The following is a 24,370-nucleotide window of genomic DNA, read 5'->3' as shown; positions in this document are numbered from 1 at the left end:
CAATAACGGACAGCTGACGAGAACATAGGGCGGGGCTGAGCAACTTAAGAGCTTGACTGCAATCGGAAAGGGAAATCGATGAAAATAGCGATATTGACTGCTGCCGTGGTTCTGGCTGCGCCGACATTCGCCCTTGCCAAGGACAAGTGCGCCGATGCCAAGGATCAGGCCACCATGAATCAGTGCTTCGGTGCCGAGTTCCAGAAATCCGACAAGAAGCTCAATGAGCTTTACAAGCAGATCGAAGCCCGCCTGAAGGACGATGCGGATACCAAGAAGTTTCTTGTTCAGGCACAGCGGGATTGGGGCAAGTTTCGCGACGCGGAGTGCAGTTTTCAGACTGCTGGATCGGCCGGAGGAAGCGTAATACCGATGCTCATCGCGCAATGCATGGACGGCCTGACGCAATCCCGTGTCAAAGCCTTCGAGGGTTACCTGAATTGCAAGGAAGGCGATCTGAGTTGCCCCGTTCCGGCCGCGAACTGACACGTGCTGCAACTTATTTGATCATGATGAAGCCGGCGGCGAGCATGACGTCGCTGCCAGATATGAACAATGCGAGGGGCATCATCACTGCGTGGGGACTTGAAGGAGGTGGATTGTGAAACGCTGCGGATCATCGCTCGCAATGGCGATTGCGGCATCTGTGCTGCTGGCATCTGCCGTGCCGGCAACAGCCCAGGATGACATGGGCTTCGACGTCAACGTCACGCTGTCCAAGAAAGCAGCCGCCAAGCTCGCGGCTGAAAAGGAGGGAATCGTCGTCTTCGCCTCCTATTACGGCGACCCCAAGCCGAGCGCCGCGAAGCACGCCAACGAAGTCGGCCTGATCGATCTCACACCGCACGACGAAGAGGTGGAGATACCGGGCACAGGCGGCCACGCCCGCATCAGCGGCGCCAAGGTCGACGCAAAGCGTCTCGACTGGCTTGCCGGCCCTCCCGATGTCAACGTCAACGTTGCGTCGGCGCGCAAGAGCAGCTCGGTCAATCTGCTCGGCTGCGATTTCATCGACGGTCCACTCAGCAACGTCCAAAGGGCGCCCGTGACGCTTCATTGCGGATTGATCGAAGAACATGTGGACACGAAGTTGAAGCCATAAGGCTCGCAAAAGTCATGCGCGTCCCCGGCGCCAACGGATCGGCGGCACGACCTGACCTACTTCAGGGAGGAGATATTCATGCGCCCACTGTTCGCTATCTGTGTCTGCCTGGCTATTATGTCCTTGTCTGCAGCCGCCCATGCCGAGCGCCGTTGTGGCTGGTACTCCAGCCCGACCCCCGGCAACCTCGTCCTGACCGACAGTGACGGGGATTGGTGGATCCAGATGCAGGGACGCCCGGATCCCAAGGGCATCGACAATGTGCCGGCCTTTGACGAGCGGCAATTCGTCGAGACCAATGTGCCTGGTTCGGGTCACGGCTACGGATGTGCGTGCATGAACGTCGTAACCAACGCCAAGCAACAGAAGATCACCAGAGTGATCTCGGGCCAAATCCTTCCGCTGCTGCGCTGTCGCAACGACAGATCGCTGCCTAACCCGGACGGATAATTGTTGGATATCTTGTGGATACCATGGCTGACGGTAGGCAGCTTAGAGCATTGGATCAAGAAAAAGCCCGGCAAACCGGGCTTTTTCTTGGGTCTCTGAAACCGCATCAATCGGTTCGAAAACGGGAATTTGGTGCCCAGAAGAGGACTCGAACCTCCACTCCTTGCGGAACACGGACCTGAACCGTGCGCGTCTACCAATTCCGCCATCTGGGCTGGTGCGCGCTCATTAAGCGGGCGAGGGATGAGTGTCAACGCGCTTTTTTGAAAGCCGCGTTCCTTCTCCGGCTCAATGCTCCAGCACTTCCTTCGACGCCACCGTGGAATCGGCGTTGAGCGTGTAGATGATCGGCACACCGGTGCCGAGCTCGAGCTTGACGATCTCCTCGCCCGATTTGCCGTCCAGCGCCATGATCAGCGCGCGCAGCGAATTGCCGTGCGCCGCCACCAGCACGGTGCCGCCGCGCAGCACATGCGGTTGCAGATCGTGCAGGTAATAGGGCCAGACGCGCGCGCCGGTGTCCTTCAGGCTTTCACCGCCGGGCGGCGGCACGTCATAGGAGCGGCGCCAGACATGCACCTGCTCCTCGCCCCATTTCTTGCGCGCATCATCCTTGTTGAGGCCGGAGAGATCGCCATAGTCGCGCTCGTTCAGCGCCTGGTCGCGAATGGTCTCGAGATCGCTCTGGCCAACGGCGTCGAGAATATGCTGGCAGGTCTTCTGCGCCCGGATCAGCGACGACGTGAAGGCGATGTCGAACTTCATGCCGCGCGCCCTGAGCTTGGCGCCGGCCGACTTGGCCTCGGCATGGCCCAGTTCGGTCAGGTCGACGTCGCGCCAGCCGGTAAATAGGTTCTTCAGGTTCCATTCGCTCTGGCCGTGGCGCACGAGCACGAGAGTTCTCGACATATTTGCTCCTTCAAATCTTGTGGATCAGCCAAATCTTGTGGATCAGCTTGTCAGGCCGAGCACGTCCCGCATCGAATAGAGGCCCGGCTTGCGGCCGCGCGCCCACAGGGCTGCCTTGACCGCGCCGCGGGCAAAGATCGCCCGGTCCTCGGCATGATGGGCAAGCGTGATGCGCTCGCCGGTACCGGCCAGCACCACACTGTGGTCGCCGACCACCGAGCCGCCGCGCAAGCTGGCGAAACCGATCGAGCCTGCCTTGCGCACGCCGGTATGGCCGTCGCGCACGCGAACATCGTTGCCGGCAAGTGCTACGCCGCGCCCGGCAGCGGCGGCCTCGCCGAGCAGCAGCGCCGTGCCCGACGGCGCATCGACCTTGTGCCGGTGGTGCATTTCCAGGATCTCGATGTCGAAATCGTCGGCATCGAGCGCGCGCGCCGCCTGCTCAACCAGCACCGCCAGCAGATTGACGCCGAGGCTCATATTGCCTGACTTGACCACCGTCGCGTGCCGCGCCGCCGCCGCGATCCTGGCATTGTCTTCAGCCGAGCAGCCGGTGGTGCCGATGATATGGGCGATGCGCGCCTGCGCCGCATAGCCGGCGAATTCGACGGTCGCTGCCGGCGTGGTGAAATCGAGCACGCCGTCGGCCTTGGCGAAGGCCGGCAGCGGATCGTCGCCGATCGCCACGCCGAGCCTGCCGACGCCGGCCAGCTCGCCGGCATCCTTGCCGAGATGTGGCGAACCGGCCGGCGCGATGGCGCCGGCGACACGCGCGCCCGGTATCGTGTGGATGGCGCGGATCAGCGCCTGGCCCATGCGGCCAGCCGCGCCCACCACCACCAGGCCCATTTCACTCACGGTCGGCGTGTCGCTCATGAATGTCTCCCGACCGCCTTTTTCGCGTGATCATTTTGCGCCGCAGTCTGGATTGGCTTGGCGTCATCGACAAGCCCCAGCCCTTTCCTGCCTTGCACCCGATGGAACCGGGCATAGACGCTGTGCGGGTCGGCCATCAGCGAGGCATGCGTGCCCTGTTCGACCAGCCGGCCCTGCTCCAGCACGATGATATGGTCGGCATTGACCACCGTCGACAGCCGGTGCGCGATGACAATGGTGGTGCGCCCTTCCATGACATGGGTCAGCGCTTCCTGGACGCGGGCCTCGGCCTCGTTGTCGAGCGCCGAGGTCGCTTCGTCGAGCAGCAGGATCGGCGCCTGCCGAACGATGGCGCGTGCAATCGATACGCGCTGGCGCTGGCCGCCCGACAGCGTCACGCCATTCTCGCCGACCGGCGTGTCGTAGCCTTGCGGCTGCTGGCGAATGAAATCGTGTGCCGCGGCCTGTTGGGCGGCGCGTTCAATCTCTGCGTCGGTGGCGCTCAGCCTGCCGTAGCGGATGTTGTCGCGGATGGTGCCTTCTAACAGATAGGGCTGCTGCGATACATAGGCGATCGAGCCGCGCAGCGAATGCTTGGTGACCTTTGAAATGTCCTGGCCGTCGATTTCGATCCTGCCCGACTCGACATCGTAGAAGCGCTGCAGCAGCGCAACCAGCGTCGTCTTGCCAGCGCCCGAGGCTCCGACGATGGCGGTCACCTTGCCGGCGGCGGCGACAAAGGTCAGATCCTGCAGGACCGGCGCCTCTTCGACATAGCGGAAGGACACGTTGTTGAAGCGCACTTCGCCAGAGGTGAATTTCGCCTCGGCGGCTGCCGGCACGTCACCTTGCTGCGGCTCGAGGTCGAGAAGCTCGTAGATCATGCGCGCATTGACCAGCGACTTTTCCATGCCAACCTGCATACGCGCCAGCCGCCTGGCCGGATCATAGGCAAGCAGCAGGGCGGTGATGAAGGCAAACACCGCGCCCGGCGGCTGGCCGCCGACGGTCGCCCGGTAGCCGGAATAGGCGATGACGCCGGCGACGGCGAAGCCGGCCAGCATGTCGGAGATCGGCGTCAGCCGTTCCGAGACGCGGGCGATCTTGTTTGCCCGCTGCTCGGCGCCGGCGACCAGGCCGCCGATGCGGCGCGACAGCTCGTCTTCCAGGGTGAAGGCCTTGACGATGGCGATGCCTTGCGTCGCTTCCTGCATGGCGCCGATCAGCCGCGAGTTGATCTGCACCGATTCACGGGTGATGCGACGCACCCGGCGCATCAGATAGGTGACACTGTAGATCAAGGGCGGGCCGATCAGCAGCGACATCGCCGAGAGCATCGGGTCCTGCCAGATCATGACGCCGACTAGCGCGACAAGCGATACCGCATCGCGCGCCAGCGATGTCAGCGTCATCGACAGGAGATCGCGGATGCCGTTGACGTTCTCGTTGATCTGCGCGGCGAGCCGGCCCGAGCGGGTGTCATTGAAGAAGCCGACGCCGAGCTTCATCAGATGGTCGAAGATGCGGCGTTGATAGCGCGCCACCAGATTGTTGCCGATTTTGGCCAGCGTCACTGCCTGGCCGTAGCTGGCCAGGCCGCGCAGCATAAAGGCGGCCAGGATCGACACGCTGATCAGCGCGATAAGATCGCCGCGCCGTTGGTAGAAGATCTGATCGATGACATCCTTCATGATCCAGGCTGTGAAGGCGGTCGTCGCCGCGATCGTCACCAGGCACAGCACGGCAAGAGCATAGTACCAGCGATAATCGCGGCTGTTCTCGGCGATGATGCGGCGGATCACCGCCACGATCTCGCTGGGACGGACTTTCCCTTTGGTTGGTGCTGGAATTGTCACGTTGGAGCGCTTTGTGGTTTCGGTTCGGCCGGACTGCAATTCGGCAACCTCTTAACGCCCCGATGGCGGCTTGCCTATGGCCGGGGACGGCGAAACTTCGTCGCGGCGCAGCTTGTGTCCTAAACCCGCCAGCGCCGCCCCGCCGTCTGCACGCCGAACAGCGACGGATTTCTGGCATAGGCGGCCAGCCCTAAAAGCGCCGCAAGCGGATGGGTGATGACGTAGACCGGCATGCCGCGCATCAGGGCGCTGTGCGGCGCCTTGTCCTCGAAGGCGGCGCGGAAATTGCCGGTGCGCAGCGCCGGCAGGATTTTTTGCGCGATGCCGCCGGTGAGAAACACGCCGCCGCGGCTCATGAACACCAGAGCGAGATCGCCGGCGGTGCGCCCTAGGCAAGTGACGAAGATCGACAGCGCCTCTTCGGCCACCGGATCGTTCTTTGCCAGCGCCGCGGCGGTGACCTCGGCAGGCGTTGTAAAGGGCGACGGCTTGCCGTCCGCCTTGGCCACCGCCCGGTAGGCATTGACCAGGCCGCGTCCGGACAGGATCTGTTCGCCGGAGATGCGGCCCTCGAGCTTCTCGATATGCGGAAACACCTGGAAATCGCGCGGTGAGCGCGGGCCGATATCCATATGGCCGCCCTCGCCGGGCACCGGTATCCAGTGATGCAGCGCATAAACCAGCCCGGCGACACCGAGCCCGGTTCCCGGGCCGAGCACCACCCGCCCGGAATTCGGTTCCGGCTCGTCGCCGCCGATCTTTTCCATATGCTCTTCGCCGAGCGCGACGACAGCCAGCGCCTGTGCCTCGAAGTCGTTGAGCACCACGACGTCGCTGAAACCGAGACTGGCGAACATCTGTCTCGGCTTGACGATCCATGGGCAATTGGTAAGCGGGATCTCGTCGCTTTCGACAGGACCGGCTACCGCCAGCACAGCTGAATTCGGCCGGACCGACGAGCGGTCGAGCACGGCCGACTGGATCGCCTCGTCAATCGTATTGAAGTTGGCGGTCTGGACGATGGTCGGCTCGCCGGCCTCGGAATTCGCGTCTAGTACGATCGAGAAGCGCGCATTGGTGCCGCCTATGTCGCCGATCAGGATCGGAAATCGCAACAGAGTGTCGTCGTCGCTTACGCCTGGCATGCTCTCGTCCGTTCCCGACGCGTATCGCCGTTCTCTCGTTGACTAGCGCATGACCGCAAAAAGGGAAATCGGTTTTCGAAGTGGAGATGCACGGATGCAGACAGCGAACACGCTGCCCGCATCAGTGCCCCGGTCGTGGCCGGGGCAGCGGAATGCCGATCTCGGGCGTCGCCACAAAGGCGTTCGCCGAGGCCGGAAGCGCTCCCGCGCCGGCTGCGACCGTTGGCTGCGGCGCAGGCTCGGCTGCGAGAGCGGGTGCGGTGGCCGCGATCGGCACGCCGTCGCCATAGTAGGTGACTGCTTCCGCCGACGGCGGAGCTGGCGCGTCGAGCACGAACTGGCATTGCCTGGGCAGGTTCGCCATCGTCATCAGGTCGCGTGCCTTCGGCTTGTCCGGGTTCTTGTTGGGGCGCCACGGCTCCTCGGTGAACCACCAGGCCAGCGCCTGGTCGCAGCCATCGCCTGGCGCCGTCGCTTCCTGTGCCTTGCAGTCGGGTGATCCAGCCTGGCAGCCGATGCGAATGTGGAAGTGGTAGTCGTGGCCCCAGAACGGCCTGACCTTGCGCAACCAGCTACGGTCGCCTTTGACCGTGTCGCAGAGCTTCTTCTTGATCCCGGGATTGACCAGGATGCGCTCGACTTCGGGATAGCTCGCGGCGCGCTTCAACAACCGCGTGTGCATCGGCGTCCACAGCCCGTCCTTCACCAAATGGGTCTTTTCATCGACCATCAAGGTAGCGCTGATGTTTTCGCGCTCTTCGGCCGAGAGCTTACGGTCGGGCATCGGCGTCAGCCAGATGTCGGCGTCGAGGCCGATCTGGTGCGAGGCATGGCCGGTCAGCATCGGACCGCCGCGCGGTTGCGAGATGTCGCCGATCAGCAAGCCCGGCCAGCCGTCGGCAGCGGCATCGCGCGACAGTTTCTCGATCAGCGCGATCATTGCGGGATGACCCCAGCGGCGGTTGCGCGACGGTCGCATCACCTCCCAGTGCCGGCCGTCCATGGGTAGGGCGACGCCGCCGGAAAAACAGCCTTTGGAATAAAAGCCGATCGATTGCGCTGCTGCGAGTGCCGGCAGCTTTTTGGCGCCGAACAGGTCCTTTGCCCGTTGCTCGGCGCTCCCTGGCTGCGTTGCAAGCGCCGCCAAGCCGGCGATGGCCAGTACTGCCGTCAGCAGCAGCGTTTTGCCCGGCAAGGCTCGCGCTAACGTCTTCCCCAAGCTGGACCCCTCCGCGATTTGAACCGCATCATACCATAGCCCGCGCAACGTATCGATCATGACCGTTTCATCGGGCTGCGCGCCTCGCCGTCGCGCCAGTCGCCGCTCGCCCACATGGCATCGAGCGCCGAGCGATAGTCGGGAAAGCGAAAACCATAACCGGCCGCCTTGATTGCCGCGTTGGCGACACGCTTGTTCTCGCCGTAGAAAGACCGCGCCATGGGCGAAAGTTGGGCGGTCTCGAACGGAATTTCGGGCGGCGGCTCGATGCCCATCAATTGGGCGGCATAGGCGACGACGTCCTGCGGCGGCGCCGGCAGGTCGTCGGTGACGTTGAAGATGCCGCCGCGATTGCCCTCGGCGAGATGCCAGAGCGCACCGGCAATATCGTCGCAATGGATGCGGTTGAACACCTGGCCCGGCTTGACCAGCCGCCGCGCAGTGCCGTTTTCCAGGTTGACCAGGGCGTTGCGGCCCGGCCCGTAAATGCCGGAAAGCCGCAGGATCGCCACCGGCCGGTGGATGTCATGGCCCAATTGTAGCCAATCCTGCTCGGCTGCGACACGCATCACCGACCGCTTCGACAGCGGCCGGCATTCGGCGGCCTCGTCCACCCAATTGCCGCCACGGTCGCCATAGACGCCGACGGTGGAGAGATAGGCGATCCATTCGAGCTCCGGCATGTTGGCCGCGATCTCCTCGCGTGCCGCGCCCAGCATCGGGTCGCCGGCCTCGTCCGGCGCGACCGAGACGACGAGATGGGTTGTCTTCCCAAGGGCATCGCCGATTTCGGAGGTCAGCGTGCCATCGAAACGCAGCGGCACGATACCGGCTTGCCGCAGCGCCGCGAATTTTTCCAGCGACCGTGTTGTACCGAAGATCGTTGTGTCGGCATCCCTGTTGGCGCGGGCGAAGGCCTTGCCCGAATAACCGGCGCCGAAGATGAAAATCTGCTTTTTTGTCATGTATGCGCCTCGATCGGCTTTGGCAGGGCCAGAAGCCATTCGCCCCTCACCGCCTCGTCATGTTCTGCTTGCAAAGCGGCTGCGGCACGTTCGGCGAACTCCCGACCCGGCACCAGCCGCGACAGCGCCCATACCGCAGCTCCGCGAACCAGGGGCGAGGCGTCGTCGAGCAGCGCGCGAACGGCGCCGGCCAGCGACAAGTCCTGGGAATTGCCGGCCGCTATCAGCACGTTTCGGATAAAACGGTCGCGGCCGATGCGCTTGATCGGCGAGCCCGAAAAAAGCGTGCGGAAGGCAGTGTCGTCGAGACGCAGCAGCTCGGCGAGCGGCGGTTCGCGCAAGTCCGCGCGGGCGGCAAGCTTTGCCTCCGAAGCGGCTTGGGCGAACTTGTTCCACGGGCAGGCGGCCAGGCAGTCGTCGCAGCCATAGATGCGATTGCCGATCTTTTCCCGGAACTCATGCGGGATCGGTCCTTTGTTCTCGATGGTGAGGTATGAAATGCAGCGCCGCGCATCGAGCCGGTAAGGCGCCGGAAAGGCGTCCGTCGGGCAGGCGTCGAGGCAGGCCCGGCAGGAGCCGCAATGATCGTTCTCAGGCGCGTCCGGCACCAGCTCGGCCGTCGTGAAGATGGTGCCGAGGAACAGCCAGGAGCCATGCGCGCGGCTGACCAGGTTGGTGTGCTTGCCTTGCCAGCCGAGGCCGGCCGCCTCGGCCAGCGGCTTTTCCATCACCGGCGCGGTGTCGACAAACACTTTCACGTCCCCGCCGGCGCGCGCCACGATCTTGCCGGCGATCTCCTTCAGCCGGCCTTTCATCACGTCATGATAGTCGCGGTTCTGCGCATAGGCCGAGATCGCGCCGCGGTCGCGCTTTGCCAGGATGTCGCGTGGGTCGTGGTCGGGGCCGTAATTCATCGCCAGCACGATGATCGAGCGGACCTCTGGCCAAAGCGTCGTCGGTTTGCCTCGCCGCTCGAGCGTTTCGGCAATCCAGCCCATCGAGCCGTGAAAGCCGTCGGCAACGAATTCGGCCAGCCGTTCCGGCGCCTGCGGAATCGCATCGGGCGTGGTGACGGCAACGGCGTCGAAGCCGGCATTCCGCGCCTCGCGGTCGATCAGCGCGCGCAGCTTTGCCGTATCAGAAATCGAGATCCGCATAATGTGACACCGGCGACAGGCCGCGCACCCGGTCGGACAGAAGCGGCCGGAACGAAGGCCGTGATTTCACCCTTGTATACCATTCGCGCGCGGCGCTGTGTTCGCGCCAGTCGATCTCGCCGAGATAGTCGAGCACCGACAGTGCCGCCGCCGCCGCGAGATCGGCATAGGTGACCTTGTTGCCGGCCAACCAATGACGGGTGCCGGCCAGCCAGTTGGTGTATTTCATGTGCTGGCGGATATTGGCGCGGGCGGCGCGGATCGCCGCCGAATCGGGCGAGCCGCCGCCTGCCGTTTCCGGCATGACCGGCTTAAGGACGCGCTCGCGCACTAGGTGCCGGGTAACCTCGCTTTCCGCCTTGTTGAGGTACCAGTCGGTCAGCCGTCGGATTTCGGCGCGCTCCATCGGATCCTCGGCGAACAGCCGCTTGTCGCGCTTGAGTACCCCGCGCGTCTCATCGAGATATTCGGCGATAACCATCGCGCCGACGATCGGCACGTCGCCTTCGGCGAGCAGGATCGGCAGCGTGCCGGCCGGGTTCAGCGCCAGGAACTCCTTGCGCCGCGTCCACGGCTTCTCTTCGATCAGCGCCAGTTCCTCGCCATACTCGCCAAAGGCAAGGCGGACGAAGCGGCAGCTGGCGAACATCGGATGGTGGAAAAGCGTCAGCATGGTCCCGCGATAATAGAGCGCACTGGCAAATCGCCGGCTGCGCCGGTAAGTCTTGGCCGCCCGATTCAGCGGGCTGTCAGGGTGCTGCGTCCTATAGGGGGAGTTCCGCGCCGTGACAAGCAAGCCCTTTTCTCACGCCCTCACTCCAACGCCGAGGTTGCCATGGAAAGCCAGACCGTCGTCGAAGCGCTGCTGCTCGGCATGCTCGAGGGCCTGACCGAGTTTATTCCGGTGTCTTCAACCGGTCATATCCTGCTTGCCGGCCATTTCCTCGGCTTTCATTCGACCGGCAAGGCCTTCGAGATCCTGATCCAGCTCGGCGCCATATTGGCGATTCTCAGCGTCTATTTCCGCCGTCTCTGGAAGATGCTGCTCGAGCTGCCCTACGATCGGCTGACGCGGCATTTCGTCCTTGGCATCCTCATCGCATTCCTGCCGGCGGCCATTATCGGCGCGCTGGCGCACGATTTCATCAAGACGGTGCTGTTCGAATCGCCGCGGCTGATCTGCATCATGCTGATCATCGGCGGTGTCATCCTGCTGCTGGTCGATCGCATGAAGCCGAAGCCCTATTACCACGATGTCGAGCGGTTTCCGACCAGGCTTTATCTGCAGATCGGGCTGTTTCAGTGCCTGTCGCTGATCCCCGGCACGTCGCGCTCGGGTTCGACCATCGTCGGCGCGCTGCTGCTCGGCGTCGACAAACGGGCGGCGGCGGAATTCTCCTTCTTCCTTGCCATCCCGACGATGGTCGGCGCCTTCGCCTTCGACCTGTTCAAGAACCGCAATGTGCTGAGCAGCGCCGACCTGCCCATCATCGCCGTCGGTTTCGTCGCCGCCTTCGTCACCGCGCTAATCGTCGTGCGCTTCCTGCTCGACTACGTCTCGCGCCACGGCTATGCGCTGTTCGGCTGGTGGCGTCTGGTCGTCGGCATCGTTGGCCTGGCGGGGCTGGCCATCTGGGGATGAGCCGGCGCAGCTATAAGACTGAGATTGGCGGTGATTCTAAGCCCCTGTCGGAACGCAATCGATGCGGCACGACAGGAGCCCCGGATTGGGGCCTGCCTAGTTCGCTGGCTGGAACTGGATTTCCCCCTTGTTCAAGAAGCAAGTCTTGTCAAACAGCTGCAAATCCAGAGGGTTCGGTAACCGGACATCTCGAATATCCGGGCACGGCTTCTTCAATGGATCATATGATCGATCGATCTGAGAAATAAAGACGATGATCAGCCCTCGATCCCGCGCAAATACCCTCAGCGCGCGGACCTGCACGGCCAATTCGGGATTTTTGCGCTTCTGGTCGAGCAATTGCAGATAGTCTACGACCATCAGGGTGCCGCGAGGCGCTGACGCGGACGTGTTGACGATGTAATCGGCACTTATGGCGTCGGAGCAGTCGAATTCGAACAGCCTATCGAACTGCGCGTACTCCGCCCCGATTGCTTCGAAGCGCTCAACAACGTCTTTTTTGGTGTATTCCAGCGTGAAGAACATGGCTCGATTGCCGGATTTCATGGCCTCCACGGCGAGTTCGAGGCTCATTAGGGTTTTGCCTTGCCCCGGCCGCGCGCCGAGTAGCACCAGGTCACCGGGCTTCAATCGCGCAATCAGCTTGCCGGCCGGCCTTGCAGCGGACAGTTTCGCGGCAAGGAGGCTCCAATCATTGTAGCCTTCCTGAAGGGCTATGCGGTTAAGCGCTTCATGAAGTGGGATTTTTTCTTCGCGGGATAAGAGCCTGGCCTTGCGCTTCAGATGGTAAATTGGCGCCGACAGCTTCATTCCAACCTCCTATTGCGAGCAGTTTTGGCAATCCCTCCTTATGCTTGGTGCTCGAACAGTCGGTTTGATGACTAGGTAGCCCCGTATGAATTATACTTTCCCGAGCGGAGGGAGGAGGCGTGGGCCGCACCCGAATCGGAAGATAGCGCAATCCCAGCGGGAACTCTATTCTTGCCCGAAGCCGAGCCACACGATCTTGTGGACGTATGGTTGGCAGGGGAATGCATGAGCGAAGTTCTTGACGCCCTCGTTATTGGCGCCGGTCCGGCGGGACTCGGCGTCAGCTACTTCTTGAAACGGCAGGGCCGCGACCACCGTGTGCTCGATCGAGGCCGGATTGGCGAAACGTGGCGAACGCAGCGGTGGAACTCGTTTCGACTGAATTCGCCGACCATTCGCTCCATCTTACCCGGTGATTCCTACGAGGGGCCCGAGCCGTGGGGCGCGATAACCCACCACGAATTTGTCGCGTATCTCGAAGGCTATGCCGAGCGGCACCGCCTGCCGGTAAGCACCCAAACTCCGGCGCAAGAGCTGACGAGAGACGACGGGATCTTTCGCATCACCACGACGGACGGGGCATTTCTGGCGCGCAATGTGGTGATCGCCACCGGCGACCAGAATCGGCAGGTCCGGCCAGCAGGGTCGGCGGATTTGCCAACCGCAATTCGCCAAGTCGATTCCTCGGCTTATCGCAACCCGGCCGAGTTCGAGAGTGGCGCGGTGCTGGTGGTCGGCAGCGGTCAGTCGGGCGGCCAGATCGCCGAGGATCTGGCGCTGTCCGGACGTGCGGTCTTTTTGGCGACCAGCCGCAACGGCCGTTGGGTGCGGCGCTACCGCGGGGGCAACATACTTAAATGGCTGACGCTGTCCGGTTTTCTCGACGTTCCGCGCAAGGAACTCGTCCTCCCCTCCGGCAAGCTGCAGGCCCGCGCGCTGGTCGGCGCGACCCATACGATCAGCCTGCAATCGCTGAGTGCACAGGGCGTGGTGCTGCTCGGCCGCTTTAGGGGTGTGGAGAACGCCAACCTCGTCTTCGGCGACGAGCTCGACGACCATATGCGATTTGCCGACGAGGTCTCCGCGAATGCCAAGCGCCTGATTGACGAGTACATCGAGCGCGCCGGCCTCGATGCGCCACTGGCCGAGGATGATCCAGCCGAGACGATTGAACCGCGCTTGCCCGATCCTCCGATCCGCTCCCTCGACTGGACGGCGAGCGGCATCAGATCAGTGATCTGGTGCACGGGCTTCACTGGCGATTTCTCATGGGTTCGGCTTCCCGGCGCGCTCGATGCCGCCGGCCAGCCCGTCCACGAGGATGGCGTCGGCGTTGTTCCAGGTCTCTTTTTCGCCGGCCTCGATTTCGGATCGACGCGGAAGTCGGGCACCATACCGGCCATTCCAGAGGAGGCGGCCGCCGTCGTGGAGCGACTCGTCCAAGCGGGAGCCGACTTGCCACGGAACGACGTCTAAACGAGCCGTCGAACGCGGGTTCTTGAACGTGCAAGAACATGACAGCTCTGGCGCGATCAAGACGACGCACGCTGCCTTTTGTCGAAGCGCACCGACAATTTTCCGTAGTCCGATTGGTGCGACAGCCAGAAATCGCCGGCACCTTCGATACGGCGCTCCGATTCGTGGCCGACTGCATCCATTGCCTCCATCAACGTGCGGCGGCCTTGACCTCGGCGTCTTGACCTCGGCTGGTCGTCGTCGTGCTGACAGCACTGGCAATATGGGGTGAGCCGGCGCAGTCGTTCGGAATGGTCGACCCGGAGACGCCAAAGGAGGTGCATCAAGGCGCGCGATCGGTCAGCGCGTTCGCACCTTCCTCCGCGGCGCAATGTGCGCAGCAGTAGATGATGTCATCCTGTTCGACGCCATGTCCGATGATCCGGCATCCGCAATGCGGACATATCGGAGCAAGTTTCTGGACCGCGCATTCGAAGCTGTCGAACGTGTAGGTCTCCTCGGCCATCGTCACTTTGAAAGCCTTGTCGTAGTCATTCCCGCATTGATCGCATCTGGCCATAGTTCGTTTCCTTCTTTCACGGCTTCAAGCTCGACCAACCTGTCGCGCGGCGATAGGTTCCCGCCAGGATCAGGGGCCGTCCTAAGGCGGAGACGAGCGCGAGCCTACGCCACGGCGCTGTTCGATCGCACGGATCACCTCGTCGATATCCCGCGGCTCGATGTCGAGTTCCTTCAGGCCAGGCGCGTCGATTGCTGCCACATTGTCCTGACGCATAAGATCGATCTGGTTGCGCGTTATGGGGGCAGCCGGGAGGAGTTCCGCGACGCCAGCCAAGGCGTTCCATACCGCAAACGGCACCGGCATCAGCTTGACGTGCGTATCGAGCTGTCGGGCGATCTCCCGAAGCAGTTCCTTATAGGTATAGATGCGCGGGCCACCGAATTCGAATATGGATGAACCCGTGTGGGTTCGCCCGTCGATCAGCCGGCTCACTGCTTCGGCGACGTCTGCCACATAGACCGGCTGAAGCCGTGTGCCACCATCGCCGAACAGTGGATAGACCGGCAGGAGGCGTATCATCCTCACAATGGTCGTGAGGAAAGCGTCGTCAGGTCCTGTCATGACGGCGGGACGCACAATGAAAGCGCCGGGAAATGCGCTTTCCACGGCACCTTCTCCGCGCCCACGCGCCCTTATGTAATTCGAATCCGATTGAGGATCGGAGCCGATCCCTGAAATCAGGACGAACTGGTCGATCGCGCGGTCGCGCGACGCGGCAGCCAGATCGGCCGCGGCTTTCACATGCACGCGTTCAAAGGTCTGGACGCCGTGCTCGATGTAAAGACTGACAGCATTCACGACCGCCTGTGATCCGGTAATGGCCGACCCGATCGAGGACGCATCCAATATATCCGCCTCGACTGCCTCGGGCATCCTTGTAATCGAGGAAAAGACCAGGGCCACGCGAGCCGGATGGCGAGATGCGGCGCGCACCGTGAAACCTCTTTCCAGGAGCCGCTTCACGATCCTGCGCCCGAGAAAGCCAGTTCCGCCGAACACGGTGACGATCCGTACCGGGTTGAGATCGTCGGGATCCATTTGCCTCGCCATCCCTTTGTCCTCGCATAGCTGCCACGAGGACTGCCCAGGCCGGCATTTGAACCAGCCCGTCGAACATCAGGACGATTGGGGAACAACGCAGGAACGCTTTTGTTCCAGTCAGCGCTGGGCGGATGCTTGACGGATCGGCAAACCATGATCTGAACCGCAGGGGCAGCAAAACGGTCCCACTTCGAGAATGGCCTAGTTTCGCCCGTAAAACACATTCTCGACATGCACCGGCCAGCGCCACGGCAGCACCGCCACCATGTCGAAGCGCACCGATAATTTTCCGTAGTCGGATTGGCGCGAGAGCCAGAAATCGGCGGCGCCTTCGATGCGGTGCTCCGATTCGCGACCGACGGCTTCCATTGCCTCCCTCAGCGTGCGGCGCGCCTTGACCTCGACGATCAGCACCAGATCGCCACGCCGCGCGATCAGGTCGATCTCGCCGAACCTGGTGCGGTGGCGGCGGGCAAGAATTCGGTAGCCTTTCAGCATCAGCGCCGCCGCCGCCAGCCATTCGCCGTGATGGCCGCGCCGGTAGGCCTTTTGCCGGCTGGCGCTCGGCCGTTCAGCCATCGCCGCCTCCGCCGGTCCCGTCTCTTCCGGCATTCTTGAGGTCGAGCAGCCGACGATAGAGCGCCTGCTTCTGGCCACCCGTCATCTTGGCGGCTTCCGCCGCTGCCTTGGAGGCCGGCATCTCGGCGGCGAGCGAAAGCAGCAGCCGGTCGATGTCTTCTGGCTCATCAGCGACCGCATCGGCCGGGCCGACGCAGATGACGATTTCACCCTTGGGCGTATCGGCTCCCGCATAATGGCTGGCGAGCGATTGCAGGGTGCCGGTCCGCATCTCCTCGAAAGTCTTGGTCAGCTCGCGGCCGATCGCCGCCTTGCGGGCACCGCCCAGCACCTCGACCATGGCACTGAGCGTCTCGGCCAGCCGGCGCGGCGATTCGAAGAAGATCAACGTTGCCGGCACCGCCTTCAGCGCTTCCAGCCGCGTCAGCCGCTGCCCGGTCTTCACCGGCAGGAAGCCGGCAAACAGAAACGCGTCCGAGGGCAGGCCGGATGCCGTCAACGCGGCAAGTGGCGCCGACGGTCCGGGGATCGGCACGACACGAATGCCGCGATCCAGCGCCTCACCAACCAGCCGGTAGCCGGGGTCGGAGATGAGCGGCGTGCTGGCATCCGAGATCAGCGCTACGCTTTGGCCGGCCTCGAGCGCCGCGATCAGCTTCGGTCCGGCCTCGCCGGCATTGTGCTCGTGGTAGGCGGTGGTGCGGCGGCGGATGCCGTAGCGGTCGAGCAGCACGCGGCTGACACGTGTGTCCTCGCAAGCGACGATATCGGCGGCGGCGAGCGTTTCCAGCGCGCGCAGCGTGATATCGGCGAGATTGCCGATAGGCGTCGCCACCAGGTAGAGCGCCGGCTCGAGCGGCCGGGCGGCGATTTCGGTCTGCCCGACCACATAACTGCGTTTGGCCGATTCGCCGGTCACCTGCACAACTCCGTTCGACCCTGTTTGGCACGGCTCACGCTTGGTTGCAAAAGCCTGGGTTGCAAAGGCCCTGGTTCCAAAAGGGATGCCGACGTGAACCGGCCGCCATGCCTTCGCCACAGTAGGGAACGAAACCGTTGCCGGCGAATTTTACCCCTGATCTCGGGAGGAGCAGGATGGACAGCCTGACGATACAGGACGTTTTCGAACCCTACTATGCCGGCCGCAAACGCTTCGCCGCACCATGCGACAAGAGCCGGCCTGCCGAAGCCGCAGATGGCAGAGCCAAGAAGCCGCTTGCACGCCAGCGATCGGCAGAGAGCAAGCCCGCAAACGAAACCGCCCGCACGATGGAGCACTGACCGGACGATGCCCAATCGCTTCGACATTTTCATCACCCGCCTCGAAACAAAAAGCGCCCGCGATGGCGCAGCGTCACATTCCACAGACGACCAGCACCATGCCTCACGCGACAAAAGCGAGATCAAGCCGGTCCGTTCCGGAGAGACCAGCGAAAAAGATCGCGCCAAACACCGCCACAAGCACGAGGCTTGACCCCGCAATCCTTAGCGATCGGTCGAGACAGTTCTCGAAGCGCGGTTGCGCATGCTCCGCGATGTATCGTTCAACCCAGATACTTCGAGACACGCGCCTCCAGCAGGCCCACCAGAGCCGGGTCCATGAATGCATCGTCGTCGGGAATATCGAGGCAGATTACCCGAACCTTTTTCAGGCTTGTCTTGAATTTCTGCTGCAGTTTGGCGCGGTGCGTTTTTCCATCACGAAGATGATGTCGGCCCAGGCGACGAGTTCATGCGTCAACGGAATGTCGGCATCGTGATTAGTGCCGGCCGAAGCGACCTCGATGTCCCGTCGCTTGGAAAACACCTGCTCCGCCGTCGGGCTGCGCAAGCGATTCTGGCTGCAGATGAAGAGAACGTTCTTCAACGTGCTATCTGGCCAAGTCCGCCACGACCGCATCGAGCACGATCATGCCGGCCGGCGTGGCGCGCAGGCGCGCATTGCCGATCGGCGCCACCAGGCCTTCGTCCTGCAGTACCGACAGCCGTGCCGTCGACAGGCCGCGCCCTGAAAATGCCTCGTAGCGGGAAAGGTCGATGCCTTCCGCCAGCCTCAGCCCCATCAGCAGGAACTCGTCGGCCTCTTCCGACCGCGTCAGGATCTCGCCGCCGGTAACGCCATGGCCCTTGGCCTCGACCAGATTGGCCCAAGTCTCCGGCATTTTCTCGGCGATCGTCACCACGCGCCGGCCATTTTCGACGAACCGGCCATGCGCGCCGGGACCGACGCCGACATATTCGCCATAACGCCAGTAGGTGAGATTGTGCCGGCTTTCGGCGCCGGGCCTAGCATGATTGGAAATCTCGTAGGCCGGCAGTCCGCGCGCGGCGGTGATCTCCTGTGTCAACGCATAGAGATCGGCGGCAAGCTCATTGTCTGGAATGATGAACTTCCTTGCCGCATGCAGCGCATGGAACGGCGTGCCTTCCTCGATGGTCAGCTGATAGAGCGACAGATGGTCTGCGGCGTGGCCGATCGCCTGCTCGAGCTCCGCCTGCCACGCTTCCGGCGTCTGACCGGGCCGCGCGTAGATCAGGTCGAACGACAGCCGTGGGAATATCTCGCGCGCCAGGCCGATCGCATGCAGGGCCTCATTGACATTGTGCAAACGGCCGAGGAAGCGCAGATCCTTGTCGTGCAGCGCCTGCACGCCAAGCGATACCCGGTTGACGCCGGCCGCGCGATAGCCGCGAAAGCGCTCGGCCTCGACGGAGGAGGGATTGGCCTCCAGTGTCACCTCGATGCCATCAGGCACCGTCCAGTTCTTCGCCACTGCATCCAGCACCGCCGCCACGGTCTGCGGTTTCATCAGCGATGGCGTGCCGCCGCCAAGAAAGATACTGGTCACCTCGCGCGGCCCGGTGCGGCCGCGCATCGTCGCCAGCTCGGCCTCGAAGGCGCGGGCAAAACGCTCCTGGTCGACCGGCTGGTGGCGGACATGGCTGTTGAAGTCGCAATACGGGCATTTGGCCGCGCAGAACGGCCAGTGGACGTAGACGCCGAAACCAGGCCTGCGGTCGAGCAGCATGGTCATACGGCGGCCAATCGGGCTTGCGCGAATTTCTGGAAGGCGCGGGCACGGTGCGACAATGCGGTTGGCTGGCCGGGCTTCCAGCCATGCTTGTCCTTCGCGCTCATCTCGCCGAAGGTCTTCTCGAACCCATCGGGCAAGAACACCGGATCGTAGCCGAAGCCGAGCTCGCCGCGCGGCGGCCATACCAGCGTGCCCTCGACCTCACCGCGAAAATATTCCGCCTGGCCATCGGGGAAGGCCAGGCAGATGACCGCGACAAAGCGGCCCTTGCGCTGGGCAGGCGTGATCGCGCCAACTTCTTGCAAGGCCACTTCCGTGCGCTGCATGGCCATGCCGAAGTCGCGGGAGCCGTCCGGCGTCTCAGCCCAGTTGGCGGTGTAGACGCCGGGTGCGCCGTCGAGCGCGTCGACACACAGGCCGGAATCGTCCGACAGCGCCGGCAATCCAGTGGCCTTGGCGGCGGCCAAGGCTTTTATGAGGGCGTTCTCCTCGAAAGTGGTGCCGGTCTCGTCCGGTTCCGGCAGGCCGTATTCCTTTGCGGACTTCGCTTCAATGCCGAATGGCGCCATCAGATCGGCGAATTCTCGCAATTTGCCGGCGTTGTGGCTTGCGACGATGATCTTATGCCCATCAAGCGAATGAATAGTTGGCGAATGCATCAGATGCCCCAAATTCGTGGCTCGGCGAATTCGATCGAATTGCCGGAGGGATCGCGAATATAGATCGAGCGGCCGCCTTGCGGCCACTCGAACTCGCTTTCGATGGCGATTTTCTTCGCCTCAAGATGCGCTTTCCAGCGTGGGATTTCATCCGCGCTTGCGGCGAAGCAAAGATGGCCCTGGCCGACCGCGCCATGCGGCGGCACGGGCAGCTTGGCGTCGGCCCGCGGCGGCACTTTGGTGGCCTCGGCATTGAAGATAAGCAGCACGCCGTCGCCGCAGCGGAAGAAGAGATGCCTGCCATCGACCTTACCGAGCAGATCGAGCCCGAGCACGCCCGAATAGAACCGTTCCGCGGCAGCAAGGTCGGTCACGTAGAGTGCTGATTCCAGGATTGCGGAAGGAGTCACAGGATCGCCAATCTCATCAATATTGGACCGCAGCTAAGCCACCGCCATTTGCTGCAAGCTGACCAGGCGCTGAATGCCTTTCTTGGCGAGCCCCATCAGCGCCGCGAACTGCTCTTCCGAGAACGGCTCGCCCTCGGCCGTGCCTTGGATCTCGACGATGCCGCCCTTGCCGGTCATGACGAAATTGGCGTCGGTGCCGGCCGAGGAATCCTCGATGTAGTCGAGGTCGATGACCGGCTGGCCATCATGGATTCCGCAGGAGATTGCCGCAACGTGATCCTTCAGCACCTTGCTCAGGCTCGCCATCTGGCGGGCTTCCATCCAGCGCAGGCAGTCGTAGAGCGCCACCCAGCCGCCGGTGATCGAAGCGGTGCGCGTGCCGCCGTCGGCCTGGATCACGTCGCAGTCGACGGTGATCTGCTGCTCGCCGAGCGCCTGCAGATTGACCACGGCGCGCAGGGAGCGGCCGATCAGCCGCTGGATTTCCAGCGTGCGGCCGCCTTGTTTGCCGGACGAAGCCTCGCGGCGCATGCGCTCGCCGGTCGAACGCGGCAGCATGCCGTATTCCGCCGTCACCCAGCCCTTGCCGGAGTTGCGCATCCAGCCCGGCACCTTTTCCTCCAGGCTGGCCGTACACAGCACATGCGTGTCGCCGAACTTCACCAGGCACGAGCCTTCCGCATGCTTGGAGACGCCGCGCTCGAAGGAGATGGGGCGCATTTCGTCGAATTGGCGTTTGGAAGGGCGCATTCAGGCTTCTTTCTTTCTTCGGAATCTTGGCCGGGGAATCTTGGCCGGCTTGTAGCCGCACGGGGCGTGACGCGCAAAGGAAAATGGACCGGTTGCGCCGACACCGCGGAAGTCTATATCTTCGGGGCGGAGGTTTTGGCTCGAAATGACAAAGGCAGTCGATCCCGGTTTGCAGTCGCACGTGCTCCCGTCGCACGCGCTGCAATCGCCCGCGCTTCAATCGCTCGACATGCGTTCGCGCGACATCTTCCGGCGCATCGTCGATTCCTATTTGAGGGATGGCGAGCCGGTCGGTTCGCGCAGCCTGTCGCGCATCCTGCCGTCGTCGCTGTCGCCGGCCACCATCCGCAACGTGATGAGCGACCTTGAGCATCTCGGCCTGATCTATGCGCCGCACATTTCGGCTGGCCGGCTGCCGACCCAGGCAGGCCTGCGCTTCTTCGTCGATGCTTTCATGGAACTTGGTGACCTCTCCGACGAGGAGCGCCGCACCATCGAGGCCCAGGTGCGCGCCTCCGGCTCGGGCGCGACGCTGGAGCATATGCTGACCGAGGCCAGCCAGATGCTGTCCGGCATGTCGCGCGGCGCCGGCCTCGTGCTCGCCGCCAAGAATGAGGCGGCGCTTAAGCACATCGAATTCATCCAGCTCGAGCCGACCAAGGCGCTGGCCGTGCTGGTCTCGCAGAACGGCGACGTCGAAAATCGCGTCATCGATCTGCCCGCCGGCATCACCATCTCGCAATTGCACGAAGCCTCTAACTTCCTCAACGCCCATATCCGCGGTCGCACCCTGGCCGAGGCGCGGGTCGAGATCGCCCGCATCAAGGAAGAGACCAGGGCGGCCCTCGACACGCTGTCGCAGGATCTGGTCGAGAAGGGCCTGGCGGTCTGGGCAGGCGCTGAAAGCGGCGTGCCTGGGCGGCTTATCGTGCGCGGTCGCGCCAATCTCCTGGAAAACGTCACTGCCCAGGCCGACATAGAATTGCTGCGGCATCTGTTTGAGGATCTGGAGACGCAGGATGGGCTGATCCAGCTTCTCGACCTCGCCGAGGCAGGCCCAGGCGTGCGCATATTCATCGGTTCGGAAAACAAGCTGTTTTCGCTGTCTGGCTCCTCGCTGGTGGTGGCACCCTATCGCGACAAGGACGCGCGTGTCGTCGGTGCGCTCGGCGTCATCGGGCCGACGCGGCTGAATTATGCGCGCATAGTACCGATGGTCGACTATACGGCGCAGCTGATTTCGCGCATGCTGAGCTAGGAGCCGCCGCGGGCCTGCCGCAAGGAGGAGAAAAGAATGGCGCTGGAATCGTTCAAGGCCCAGATCAGTCTGCTGCTCGAAGAAATGATCAACCAGCCAGAGGATCAGCACGAGGTACAAGAGCAGTTGCGCGAGAAGCTGCAAGAGATGCGGGCGATGGGTTTACCGCTGCCGGCCGATCTGGTCGCGCTGGAAAAGCGCCTCGACGACGACTTTTACGCCTCTGGCAACTGAACGGGTTCGGCTTCAAATCCTCGTGTGCTGGACGGCCGCTTGGAACGATCAATGCCTGATGCCGTTTGCCCCTGTTCGAGGCGTATCCCGGAGGACGTTGATGATCCGACCTGGCGGCTTTGCGGCCTTGGCCGCTGCCCTCCTTGTTGCGACACCGGCAGCCGCCCAGCAGGCGGACCAGAATGTGCTCAAAGGCGAAGCCGCGTTTGGCGATTGGCACGCCGACAGGCCTGGCGTCCGACGCCTGATTGGGCCGCGAGACATGCCGGCAGCCGACCCCGCCCAATCCGCTTCGAACGGCGCCGGCGTGGCGGAACGGCCCGAAAGCGCCAAGCCAGAATTGCCGTCGGGCTTTTCGGCTGAAATGATCGTATCCGGCATCGTCAATCCACGTGTCGTGCGCGTCGCTCCGAATGGCGACCTGTTTGTTGCCAACAGCCATGCCGACCAAATACGCGTCTATCGTCTCGCCGAGGGCAGCGCCAGGCCCATCGAGAAAGCGATCTTCGCCAAGGGGCTCAATTATCCCTACGGCATCGCCTTCTATCCGCCAGGAGACAAACCGCAATGGGTTTATGTCGCGAACAGCGACAGCATCGTCCGCTTCCCCTATCGCGATGGCGACCTGAAGACATCCGGCAAACCAGAAACCATTGTCGCCCAAATCCCGTCGGGTGGTCACACGACCCGCGACATCGCCTTCTCGCAGGACGGCAAAGCGCTTTATTTGTCGGTTGGCTCCGCCTCGAACGTAGCCGAGGATATAGGCAAGGAGCCGGATAGCGGCCTCGACGCCTGGGCCAAATCAAAGCCGCTCGGGGCGGCCTGGGGCTCCGAGGACGGCCGTGCCGATGTGCTCGCCTTTGACCCGGATGGGAAAAATCCGCGAACTGTCGCCACCGGCCTGCGCAACTGTACGGGCATGACCGTGCAGCCCGCCACCGGCGCATTGTGGTGCGTCGTCAATGAGCGCGACGAACTCGGCGACAATGTGCCGTTCGAATTTGCAACGGCGGTCAAGGACGGCGGATTCTATGGTTGGCCTTGGTACTACATCGGCAATAACGAGGATCCGCGCCATCAGGGCGAGCGGCCAGACCTCGCCGGCAAGGCCACTGTCCCCGATGTATTGATGCAGGCGCATTCGGCGCCGATGAATATAGCCTTCTACGACGGCAAGAACTTCCCGGCGGATTATCAGGGTGACGCCTTCGTCGCCATGCATGGTTCGTGGAACCGTGGCGCTAGGACCGGCTACAAGGTGGTGAGGCTCAAATTCAGGGATGGCAAGCCGACAGGCGAATATGAGGACTTCATGACCGGCTTCGTCATCTCGAACGACGCCGTCTGGGGCCGCCCGGTCGGTGTCGCGATGGCCAAGGACGGCTCCCTGATCGTCACAGAGGACGGTAACGGCACCATCTGGCGCGTTACCTACGAAGACGGCCGCTCCTGAACGGCGGTGTCGCCTGCTGCGCTGGCGCAATCGAATCCGGCCCGAGGGAATTCACCCAACTTCAACATTGTGCGACAAGCGCCAATCATGACACTCACCGGGTTCCTCGCCTATAGTGCTGCCCTCGGCATCGCCGCGGCCATCCCCGGCCCAGGCGTCACCGCGCTTGTTGCGCGTGCTCTGGGTTCCGGCTTCCACTCGTCGCTGGCCATGTCGTTCGGGCTGATGCTCGGTGACCTGACCTATCTCACTGCCGTGGTGCTCGGCCTGGCTTTCGTCGCACAGACTTTCGGCATGGTCTTCCTGGCCATCAAATGGCTGGGCGTCGCCTACCTCGCCTTTCTTGGCTGGCGTTTCTGGACGAGCGGCATCACGCCCGAAACGGTGGAGGCGAAGAAAGGCAAGGGCGGCTTGGCATCCAGCTTTGTAGCCGGCCTTGCCGTCACGCTCGGCAATCCGAAGACGATGATCTTCTATCTTGCCATCACCCCGACCATCGTCGATCTGAAGACGATCACGCTGGCCGATTACGGCATCCTCGTCGCGCTCACCATCGTCGTCCTGCTCGTCGTGCTGGTGCCCTATCTGGCGCTGGCGGCCAAGGCGCGCTGGTTCCTGAAGTCGCCGCGGGCGCTGAGGGCACTCAACCGCACCGCCGCCGGCTTTATGGTCGGCGCGGCGGCGGCAATTGCCGCCCGCCAATAGATCTCTTTCGCCAATCCGCCCAAGGATTGCCACCCCTTGCAAAGGCGGGGGTACTCAGCACGAACTTCACTCGG

27 protein-coding genes, 1 tRNA gene and 1 pseudogene are annotated in these 24,370 nt (G+C 63.1%); 10 read left to right on the top strand and 19 right to left on the bottom strand.

All coding sequences use genetic code 11. The features are described from left to right. The first annotated feature begins 78 nt into the window (after positions 1-78). The 3 genes from NKH49_RS10395 to NKH49_RS10385 all read left to right on the top strand — a co-directional run bounded on the left by NKH49_RS10395 (position 79) and on the right by NKH49_RS10385 (position 1,552). Positions 79-486 carry a lysozyme inhibitor LprI family protein gene (locus NKH49_RS10395; protein WP_352614723.1) on the top strand — a complete coding sequence of 136 codons (408 nt, stop codon included), beginning with the start codon at positions 79-81 and terminating at the stop codon, positions 484-486. A 115-nt stretch (positions 487-601) separates the two neighbouring features. Further along, entirely contained in the window at positions 602-1,102 is a 501-nt protein-coding gene (locus NKH49_RS10390) for a hypothetical protein (protein ID WP_352614725.1), read from the top strand. 78 nt (positions 1,103-1,180) lie between these two features. Beyond that, positions 1,181-1,552, top strand: coding sequence for a DUF4087 domain-containing protein (locus NKH49_RS10385; RefSeq protein WP_352473554.1), 372 nt, complete (start codon positions 1,181-1,183; stop codon positions 1,550-1,552). Positions 1,553-1,682: 130 nt separating this feature from the next. Here NKH49_RS10385 and NKH49_RS10380 read toward each other — a convergent pair. From NKH49_RS10380 to NKH49_RS10340, 9 genes are all read right to left on the bottom strand, one after another. Further along, positions 1,683-1,767, bottom strand: a tRNA-Leu gene (locus NKH49_RS10380). A gap of 73 nt (positions 1,768-1,840) precedes the next feature. Continuing rightward, positions 1,841-2,461, bottom strand: coding sequence for a 2,3-bisphosphoglycerate-dependent phosphoglycerate mutase (locus NKH49_RS10375; protein ID WP_352473555.1), 621 nt, complete (start codon positions 2,459-2,461; stop codon positions 1,841-1,843). 42 nt (positions 2,462-2,503) lie between these two features. Beyond that, entirely contained in the window at positions 2,504-3,337 is an 834-nt protein-coding gene (gene dapB, locus NKH49_RS10370) for a 4-hydroxy-tetrahydrodipicolinate reductase (RefSeq protein WP_352473556.1), read from the bottom strand. Then, positions 3,334-5,193, bottom strand: a complete 1,860-nt coding sequence (locus NKH49_RS10365) for an ABC transporter ATP-binding protein (protein WP_352473557.1) — start codon at positions 5,191-5,193, stop codon at positions 3,334-3,336. Before NKH49_RS10365 ends, dapB begins: the two co-directional genes overlap by 4 nt. 119 nt (positions 5,194-5,312) lie before the next feature. Continuing rightward, positions 5,313-6,338 (bottom strand): glucokinase, encoded by a 1,026-nt coding sequence (locus NKH49_RS10360; protein ID WP_352614728.1) that lies wholly within the window; start codon positions 6,336-6,338, stop codon positions 5,313-5,315. 121 nt (positions 6,339-6,459) lie between these two features. Further along, complete coding sequence (mepA, locus tag NKH49_RS10355) at positions 6,460-7,557, bottom strand: penicillin-insensitive murein endopeptidase (RefSeq protein ID WP_502893800.1); 1,098 nt, start codon at positions 7,555-7,557, stop codon at positions 6,460-6,462. 56 nt (positions 7,558-7,613) lie between these two features. Then, positions 7,614-8,522 (bottom strand): SDR family oxidoreductase, encoded by a 909-nt coding sequence (locus NKH49_RS10350; protein ID WP_352614731.1) that lies wholly within the window; start codon positions 8,520-8,522, stop codon positions 7,614-7,616. Further along, a complete protein-coding gene (queG, locus tag NKH49_RS10345; protein WP_352473562.1) occupies positions 8,519-9,679 on the bottom strand; it encodes a tRNA epoxyqueuosine(34) reductase QueG in 1,161 nt (386 codons plus the stop codon). Before queG ends, NKH49_RS10350 begins: the two co-directional genes overlap by 4 nt. After that, positions 9,660-10,352, bottom strand: a complete 693-nt coding sequence (locus NKH49_RS10340; protein WP_352476844.1) for a glutathione S-transferase family protein — start codon at positions 10,350-10,352, stop codon at positions 9,660-9,662. Before NKH49_RS10340 ends, queG begins: the two co-directional genes overlap by 20 nt. Positions 10,353-10,514: 162 nt before the next feature. Here NKH49_RS10340 and NKH49_RS10335 point away from each other — a divergent pair, with 162 nt between their 5' ends. Continuing rightward, a complete protein-coding gene (locus NKH49_RS10335) occupies positions 10,515-11,321 on the top strand; it encodes an undecaprenyl-diphosphate phosphatase (RefSeq protein WP_352473563.1) in 807 nt (268 codons plus the stop codon). A 96-nt stretch (positions 11,322-11,417) separates the two neighbouring features. Here the strand turns inward: NKH49_RS10335 and NKH49_RS10330 are convergent, their stop codons facing one another. Continuing rightward, the gene (locus NKH49_RS10330) at positions 11,418-12,131 is read right to left on the bottom strand and encodes a DNA helicase (RefSeq protein WP_352539782.1); all 714 of its coding nucleotides are present in this window, start codon (positions 12,129-12,131) and stop codon (positions 11,418-11,420) included. A 225-nt stretch (positions 12,132-12,356) separates the two neighbouring features. On the opposite strand from NKH49_RS10330, the gene NKH49_RS10325 reads away from it, so the two are divergent. Then, complete coding sequence (locus NKH49_RS10325; protein WP_352614788.1) at positions 12,357-13,607, top strand: flavin-containing monooxygenase; 1,251 nt, start codon at positions 12,357-12,359, stop codon at positions 13,605-13,607. A gap of 322 nt (positions 13,608-13,929) precedes the next feature. Here the strand turns inward: NKH49_RS10325 and NKH49_RS10320 are convergent, their stop codons facing one another. The 4 genes from NKH49_RS10320 to rsmI all read right to left on the bottom strand — a co-directional run bounded on the left by NKH49_RS10320 (position 13,930) and on the right by rsmI (position 16,708). Further along, positions 13,930-14,166 carry a metallothionein gene (locus tag NKH49_RS10320; protein ID WP_352926009.1) on the bottom strand — a complete coding sequence of 79 codons (237 nt, stop codon included), beginning with the start codon at positions 14,164-14,166 and terminating at the stop codon, positions 13,930-13,932. 81 nt (positions 14,167-14,247) lie between these two features. Further along, entirely contained in the window at positions 14,248-15,219 is a 972-nt protein-coding gene (locus NKH49_RS10315; RefSeq protein WP_352614734.1) for a complex I NDUFA9 subunit family protein, read from the bottom strand. Positions 15,220-15,411: 192 nt separating this feature from the next. Further along, positions 15,412-15,789, bottom strand: coding sequence for a YraN family protein (locus NKH49_RS10310; protein ID WP_352614736.1), 378 nt, complete (start codon positions 15,787-15,789; stop codon positions 15,412-15,414). Next, positions 15,782-16,708: a 16S rRNA (cytidine(1402)-2'-O)-methyltransferase gene (rsmI, locus tag NKH49_RS10305; RefSeq protein WP_352926007.1), complete on the bottom strand. Its 927-nt coding sequence runs from the start codon at positions 16,706-16,708 to the stop codon at positions 15,782-15,784. Before rsmI ends, NKH49_RS10310 begins: the two co-directional genes overlap by 8 nt. 176 nt (positions 16,709-16,884) lie before the next feature. On the opposite strand from rsmI, the gene NKH49_RS10300 reads away from it, so the two are divergent. Beyond that, on the top strand, positions 16,885-17,070 hold the full coding sequence (locus NKH49_RS10300) for a hypothetical protein (protein WP_352614740.1): 186 nt from the start codon (positions 16,885-16,887) through the stop codon (positions 17,068-17,070). A 263-nt stretch (positions 17,071-17,333) separates the two neighbouring features. On the opposite strand, the pseudogene NKH49_RS10295 reads toward NKH49_RS10300, so the two are convergent. The 5 genes and pseudogenes from NKH49_RS10295 to rph form a co-directional block, all read right to left on the bottom strand. After that, a pseudogene (locus tag NKH49_RS10295) lies at positions 17,334-17,656 on the bottom strand (low molecular weight protein tyrosine phosphatase family protein). Between the two features lie 4 nt (positions 17,657-17,660). Next, a complete protein-coding gene (hemW, locus tag NKH49_RS10290; RefSeq protein WP_352614742.1) occupies positions 17,661-18,824 on the bottom strand; it encodes a radical SAM family heme chaperone HemW in 1,164 nt (387 codons plus the stop codon). Further along, positions 18,821-19,468: an RdgB/HAM1 family non-canonical purine NTP pyrophosphatase gene (gene rdgB, locus NKH49_RS10285; protein WP_352614790.1), complete on the bottom strand. Its 648-nt coding sequence runs from the start codon at positions 19,466-19,468 to the stop codon at positions 18,821-18,823. The genes hemW and rdgB overlap by 4 nt, the downstream gene beginning before the upstream one ends. A gap of 14 nt (positions 19,469-19,482) precedes the next feature. After that, positions 19,483-19,893: a VOC family protein gene (locus tag NKH49_RS10280; protein WP_352473571.1), complete on the bottom strand. Its 411-nt coding sequence runs from the start codon at positions 19,891-19,893 to the stop codon at positions 19,483-19,485. A 33-nt stretch (positions 19,894-19,926) separates the two neighbouring features. Further along, positions 19,927-20,643: a ribonuclease PH gene (rph, locus tag NKH49_RS10275; RefSeq protein WP_352473573.1), complete on the bottom strand. Its 717-nt coding sequence runs from the start codon at positions 20,641-20,643 to the stop codon at positions 19,927-19,929. A 145-nt stretch (positions 20,644-20,788) separates the two neighbouring features. On the opposite strand from rph, the gene hrcA reads away from it, so the two are divergent. The 4 genes from hrcA to NKH49_RS10255 all read left to right on the top strand — a co-directional run bounded on the left by hrcA (position 20,789) and on the right by NKH49_RS10255 (position 24,296). Beyond that, complete coding sequence (gene hrcA, locus NKH49_RS10270; RefSeq protein WP_502893799.1) at positions 20,789-21,901, top strand: heat-inducible transcriptional repressor HrcA; 1,113 nt, start codon at positions 20,789-20,791, stop codon at positions 21,899-21,901. 36 nt (positions 21,902-21,937) lie between these two features. Beyond that, positions 21,938-22,135, top strand: coding sequence for a hypothetical protein (locus NKH49_RS10265; RefSeq protein ID WP_023678983.1), 198 nt, complete (start codon positions 21,938-21,940; stop codon positions 22,133-22,135). Positions 22,136-22,235: 100 nt separating this feature from the next. After that, complete coding sequence (locus tag NKH49_RS10260) at positions 22,236-23,591, top strand: PQQ-dependent sugar dehydrogenase (RefSeq protein WP_352614744.1); 1,356 nt, start codon at positions 22,236-22,238, stop codon at positions 23,589-23,591. Between the two features lie 87 nt (positions 23,592-23,678). After that, positions 23,679-24,296, top strand: a complete 618-nt coding sequence (locus NKH49_RS10255; RefSeq protein WP_352614746.1) for a LysE family translocator — start codon at positions 23,679-23,681, stop codon at positions 24,294-24,296. Positions 24,297-24,370: the final 74 nt, after the last annotated feature.

Origin of the sequence: Mesorhizobium sp. M1088 (assembly GCF_040318575.1) — a bacterium.
GTDB lineage: Bacteria > Pseudomonadota > Alphaproteobacteria > Rhizobiales > Rhizobiaceae > Mesorhizobium.
This window is presented reverse-complemented; position numbering and strand designations above follow the sequence as displayed.

Bases quoted from the DNA above. Each gene is read 5' to 3' on its own strand.
- NKH49_RS10395 (WP_352614723.1), top strand. From the start codon at position 79: ATGAAAATAGCGATATTGACTGCTGCCGTGGTTCTGGCTGCGCCGACA.
- NKH49_RS10385 (WP_352473554.1), top strand. From the start codon at position 1,181: ATGCGCCCACTGTTCGCTATCTGTGTCTGCCTGGCTATTATGTCCTTG.
- NKH49_RS10375 (WP_352473555.1), bottom strand. From the start codon at position 2,461: ATGTCGAGAACTCTCGTGCTCGTGCGCCACGGCCAGAGCGAATGGAAC.
- dapB (WP_352473556.1), bottom strand. From the start codon at position 3,337: ATGAGCGACACGCCGACCGTGAGTGAAATGGGCCTGGTGGTGGTGGGC.
- NKH49_RS10360 (WP_352614728.1), bottom strand. From the start codon at position 6,338: ATGCCAGGCGTAAGCGACGACGACACTCTGTTGCGATTTCCGATCCTG.
- NKH49_RS10350 (WP_352614731.1), bottom strand. From the start codon at position 8,522: ATGACAAAAAAGCAGATTTTCATCTTCGGCGCCGGTTATTCGGGCAAG.
- queG (WP_352473562.1), bottom strand. From the start codon at position 9,679: ATGCGGATCTCGATTTCTGATACGGCAAAGCTGCGCGCGCTGATCGAC.
- NKH49_RS10340 (WP_352476844.1), bottom strand. From the start codon at position 10,352: ATGCTGACGCTTTTCCACCATCCGATGTTCGCCAGCTGCCGCTTCGTC.
- NKH49_RS10335 (WP_352473563.1), top strand. From the start codon at position 10,515: ATGGAAAGCCAGACCGTCGTCGAAGCGCTGCTGCTCGGCATGCTCGAG.
- NKH49_RS10330 (WP_352539782.1), bottom strand. From the start codon at position 12,131: ATGAAGCTGTCGGCGCCAATTTACCATCTGAAGCGCAAGGCCAGGCTC.
- NKH49_RS10325 (WP_352614788.1), top strand. From the start codon at position 12,357: ATGAGCGAAGTTCTTGACGCCCTCGTTATTGGCGCCGGTCCGGCGGGA.
- NKH49_RS10320 (WP_352926009.1), bottom strand. From the start codon at position 14,166: ATGGCCAGATGCGATCAATGCGGGAATGACTACGACAAGGCTTTCAAA.
- NKH49_RS10315 (WP_352614734.1), bottom strand. From the start codon at position 15,219: ATGGCGAGGCAAATGGATCCCGACGATCTCAACCCGGTACGGATCGTC.
- NKH49_RS10310 (WP_352614736.1), bottom strand. From the start codon at position 15,789: ATGGCTGAACGGCCGAGCGCCAGCCGGCAAAAGGCCTACCGGCGCGGC.
- NKH49_RS10300 (WP_352614740.1), top strand. From the start codon at position 16,885: ATGGACAGCCTGACGATACAGGACGTTTTCGAACCCTACTATGCCGGC.
- hemW (WP_352614742.1), bottom strand. From the start codon at position 18,824: ATGACCATGCTGCTCGACCGCAGGCCTGGTTTCGGCGTCTACGTCCAC.
- rph (WP_352473573.1), bottom strand. From the start codon at position 20,643: ATGCGCCCTTCCAAACGCCAATTCGACGAAATGCGCCCCATCTCCTTC.
- hrcA (WP_502893799.1), top strand. From the start codon at position 20,789: ATGACAAAGGCAGTCGATCCCGGTTTGCAGTCGCACGTGCTCCCGTCG.
- NKH49_RS10265 (WP_023678983.1), top strand. From the start codon at position 21,938: ATGGCGCTGGAATCGTTCAAGGCCCAGATCAGTCTGCTGCTCGAAGAA.
- NKH49_RS10260 (WP_352614744.1), top strand. From the start codon at position 22,236: ATGATCCGACCTGGCGGCTTTGCGGCCTTGGCCGCTGCCCTCCTTGTT.
- NKH49_RS10255 (WP_352614746.1), top strand. From the start codon at position 23,679: ATGACACTCACCGGGTTCCTCGCCTATAGTGCTGCCCTCGGCATCGCC.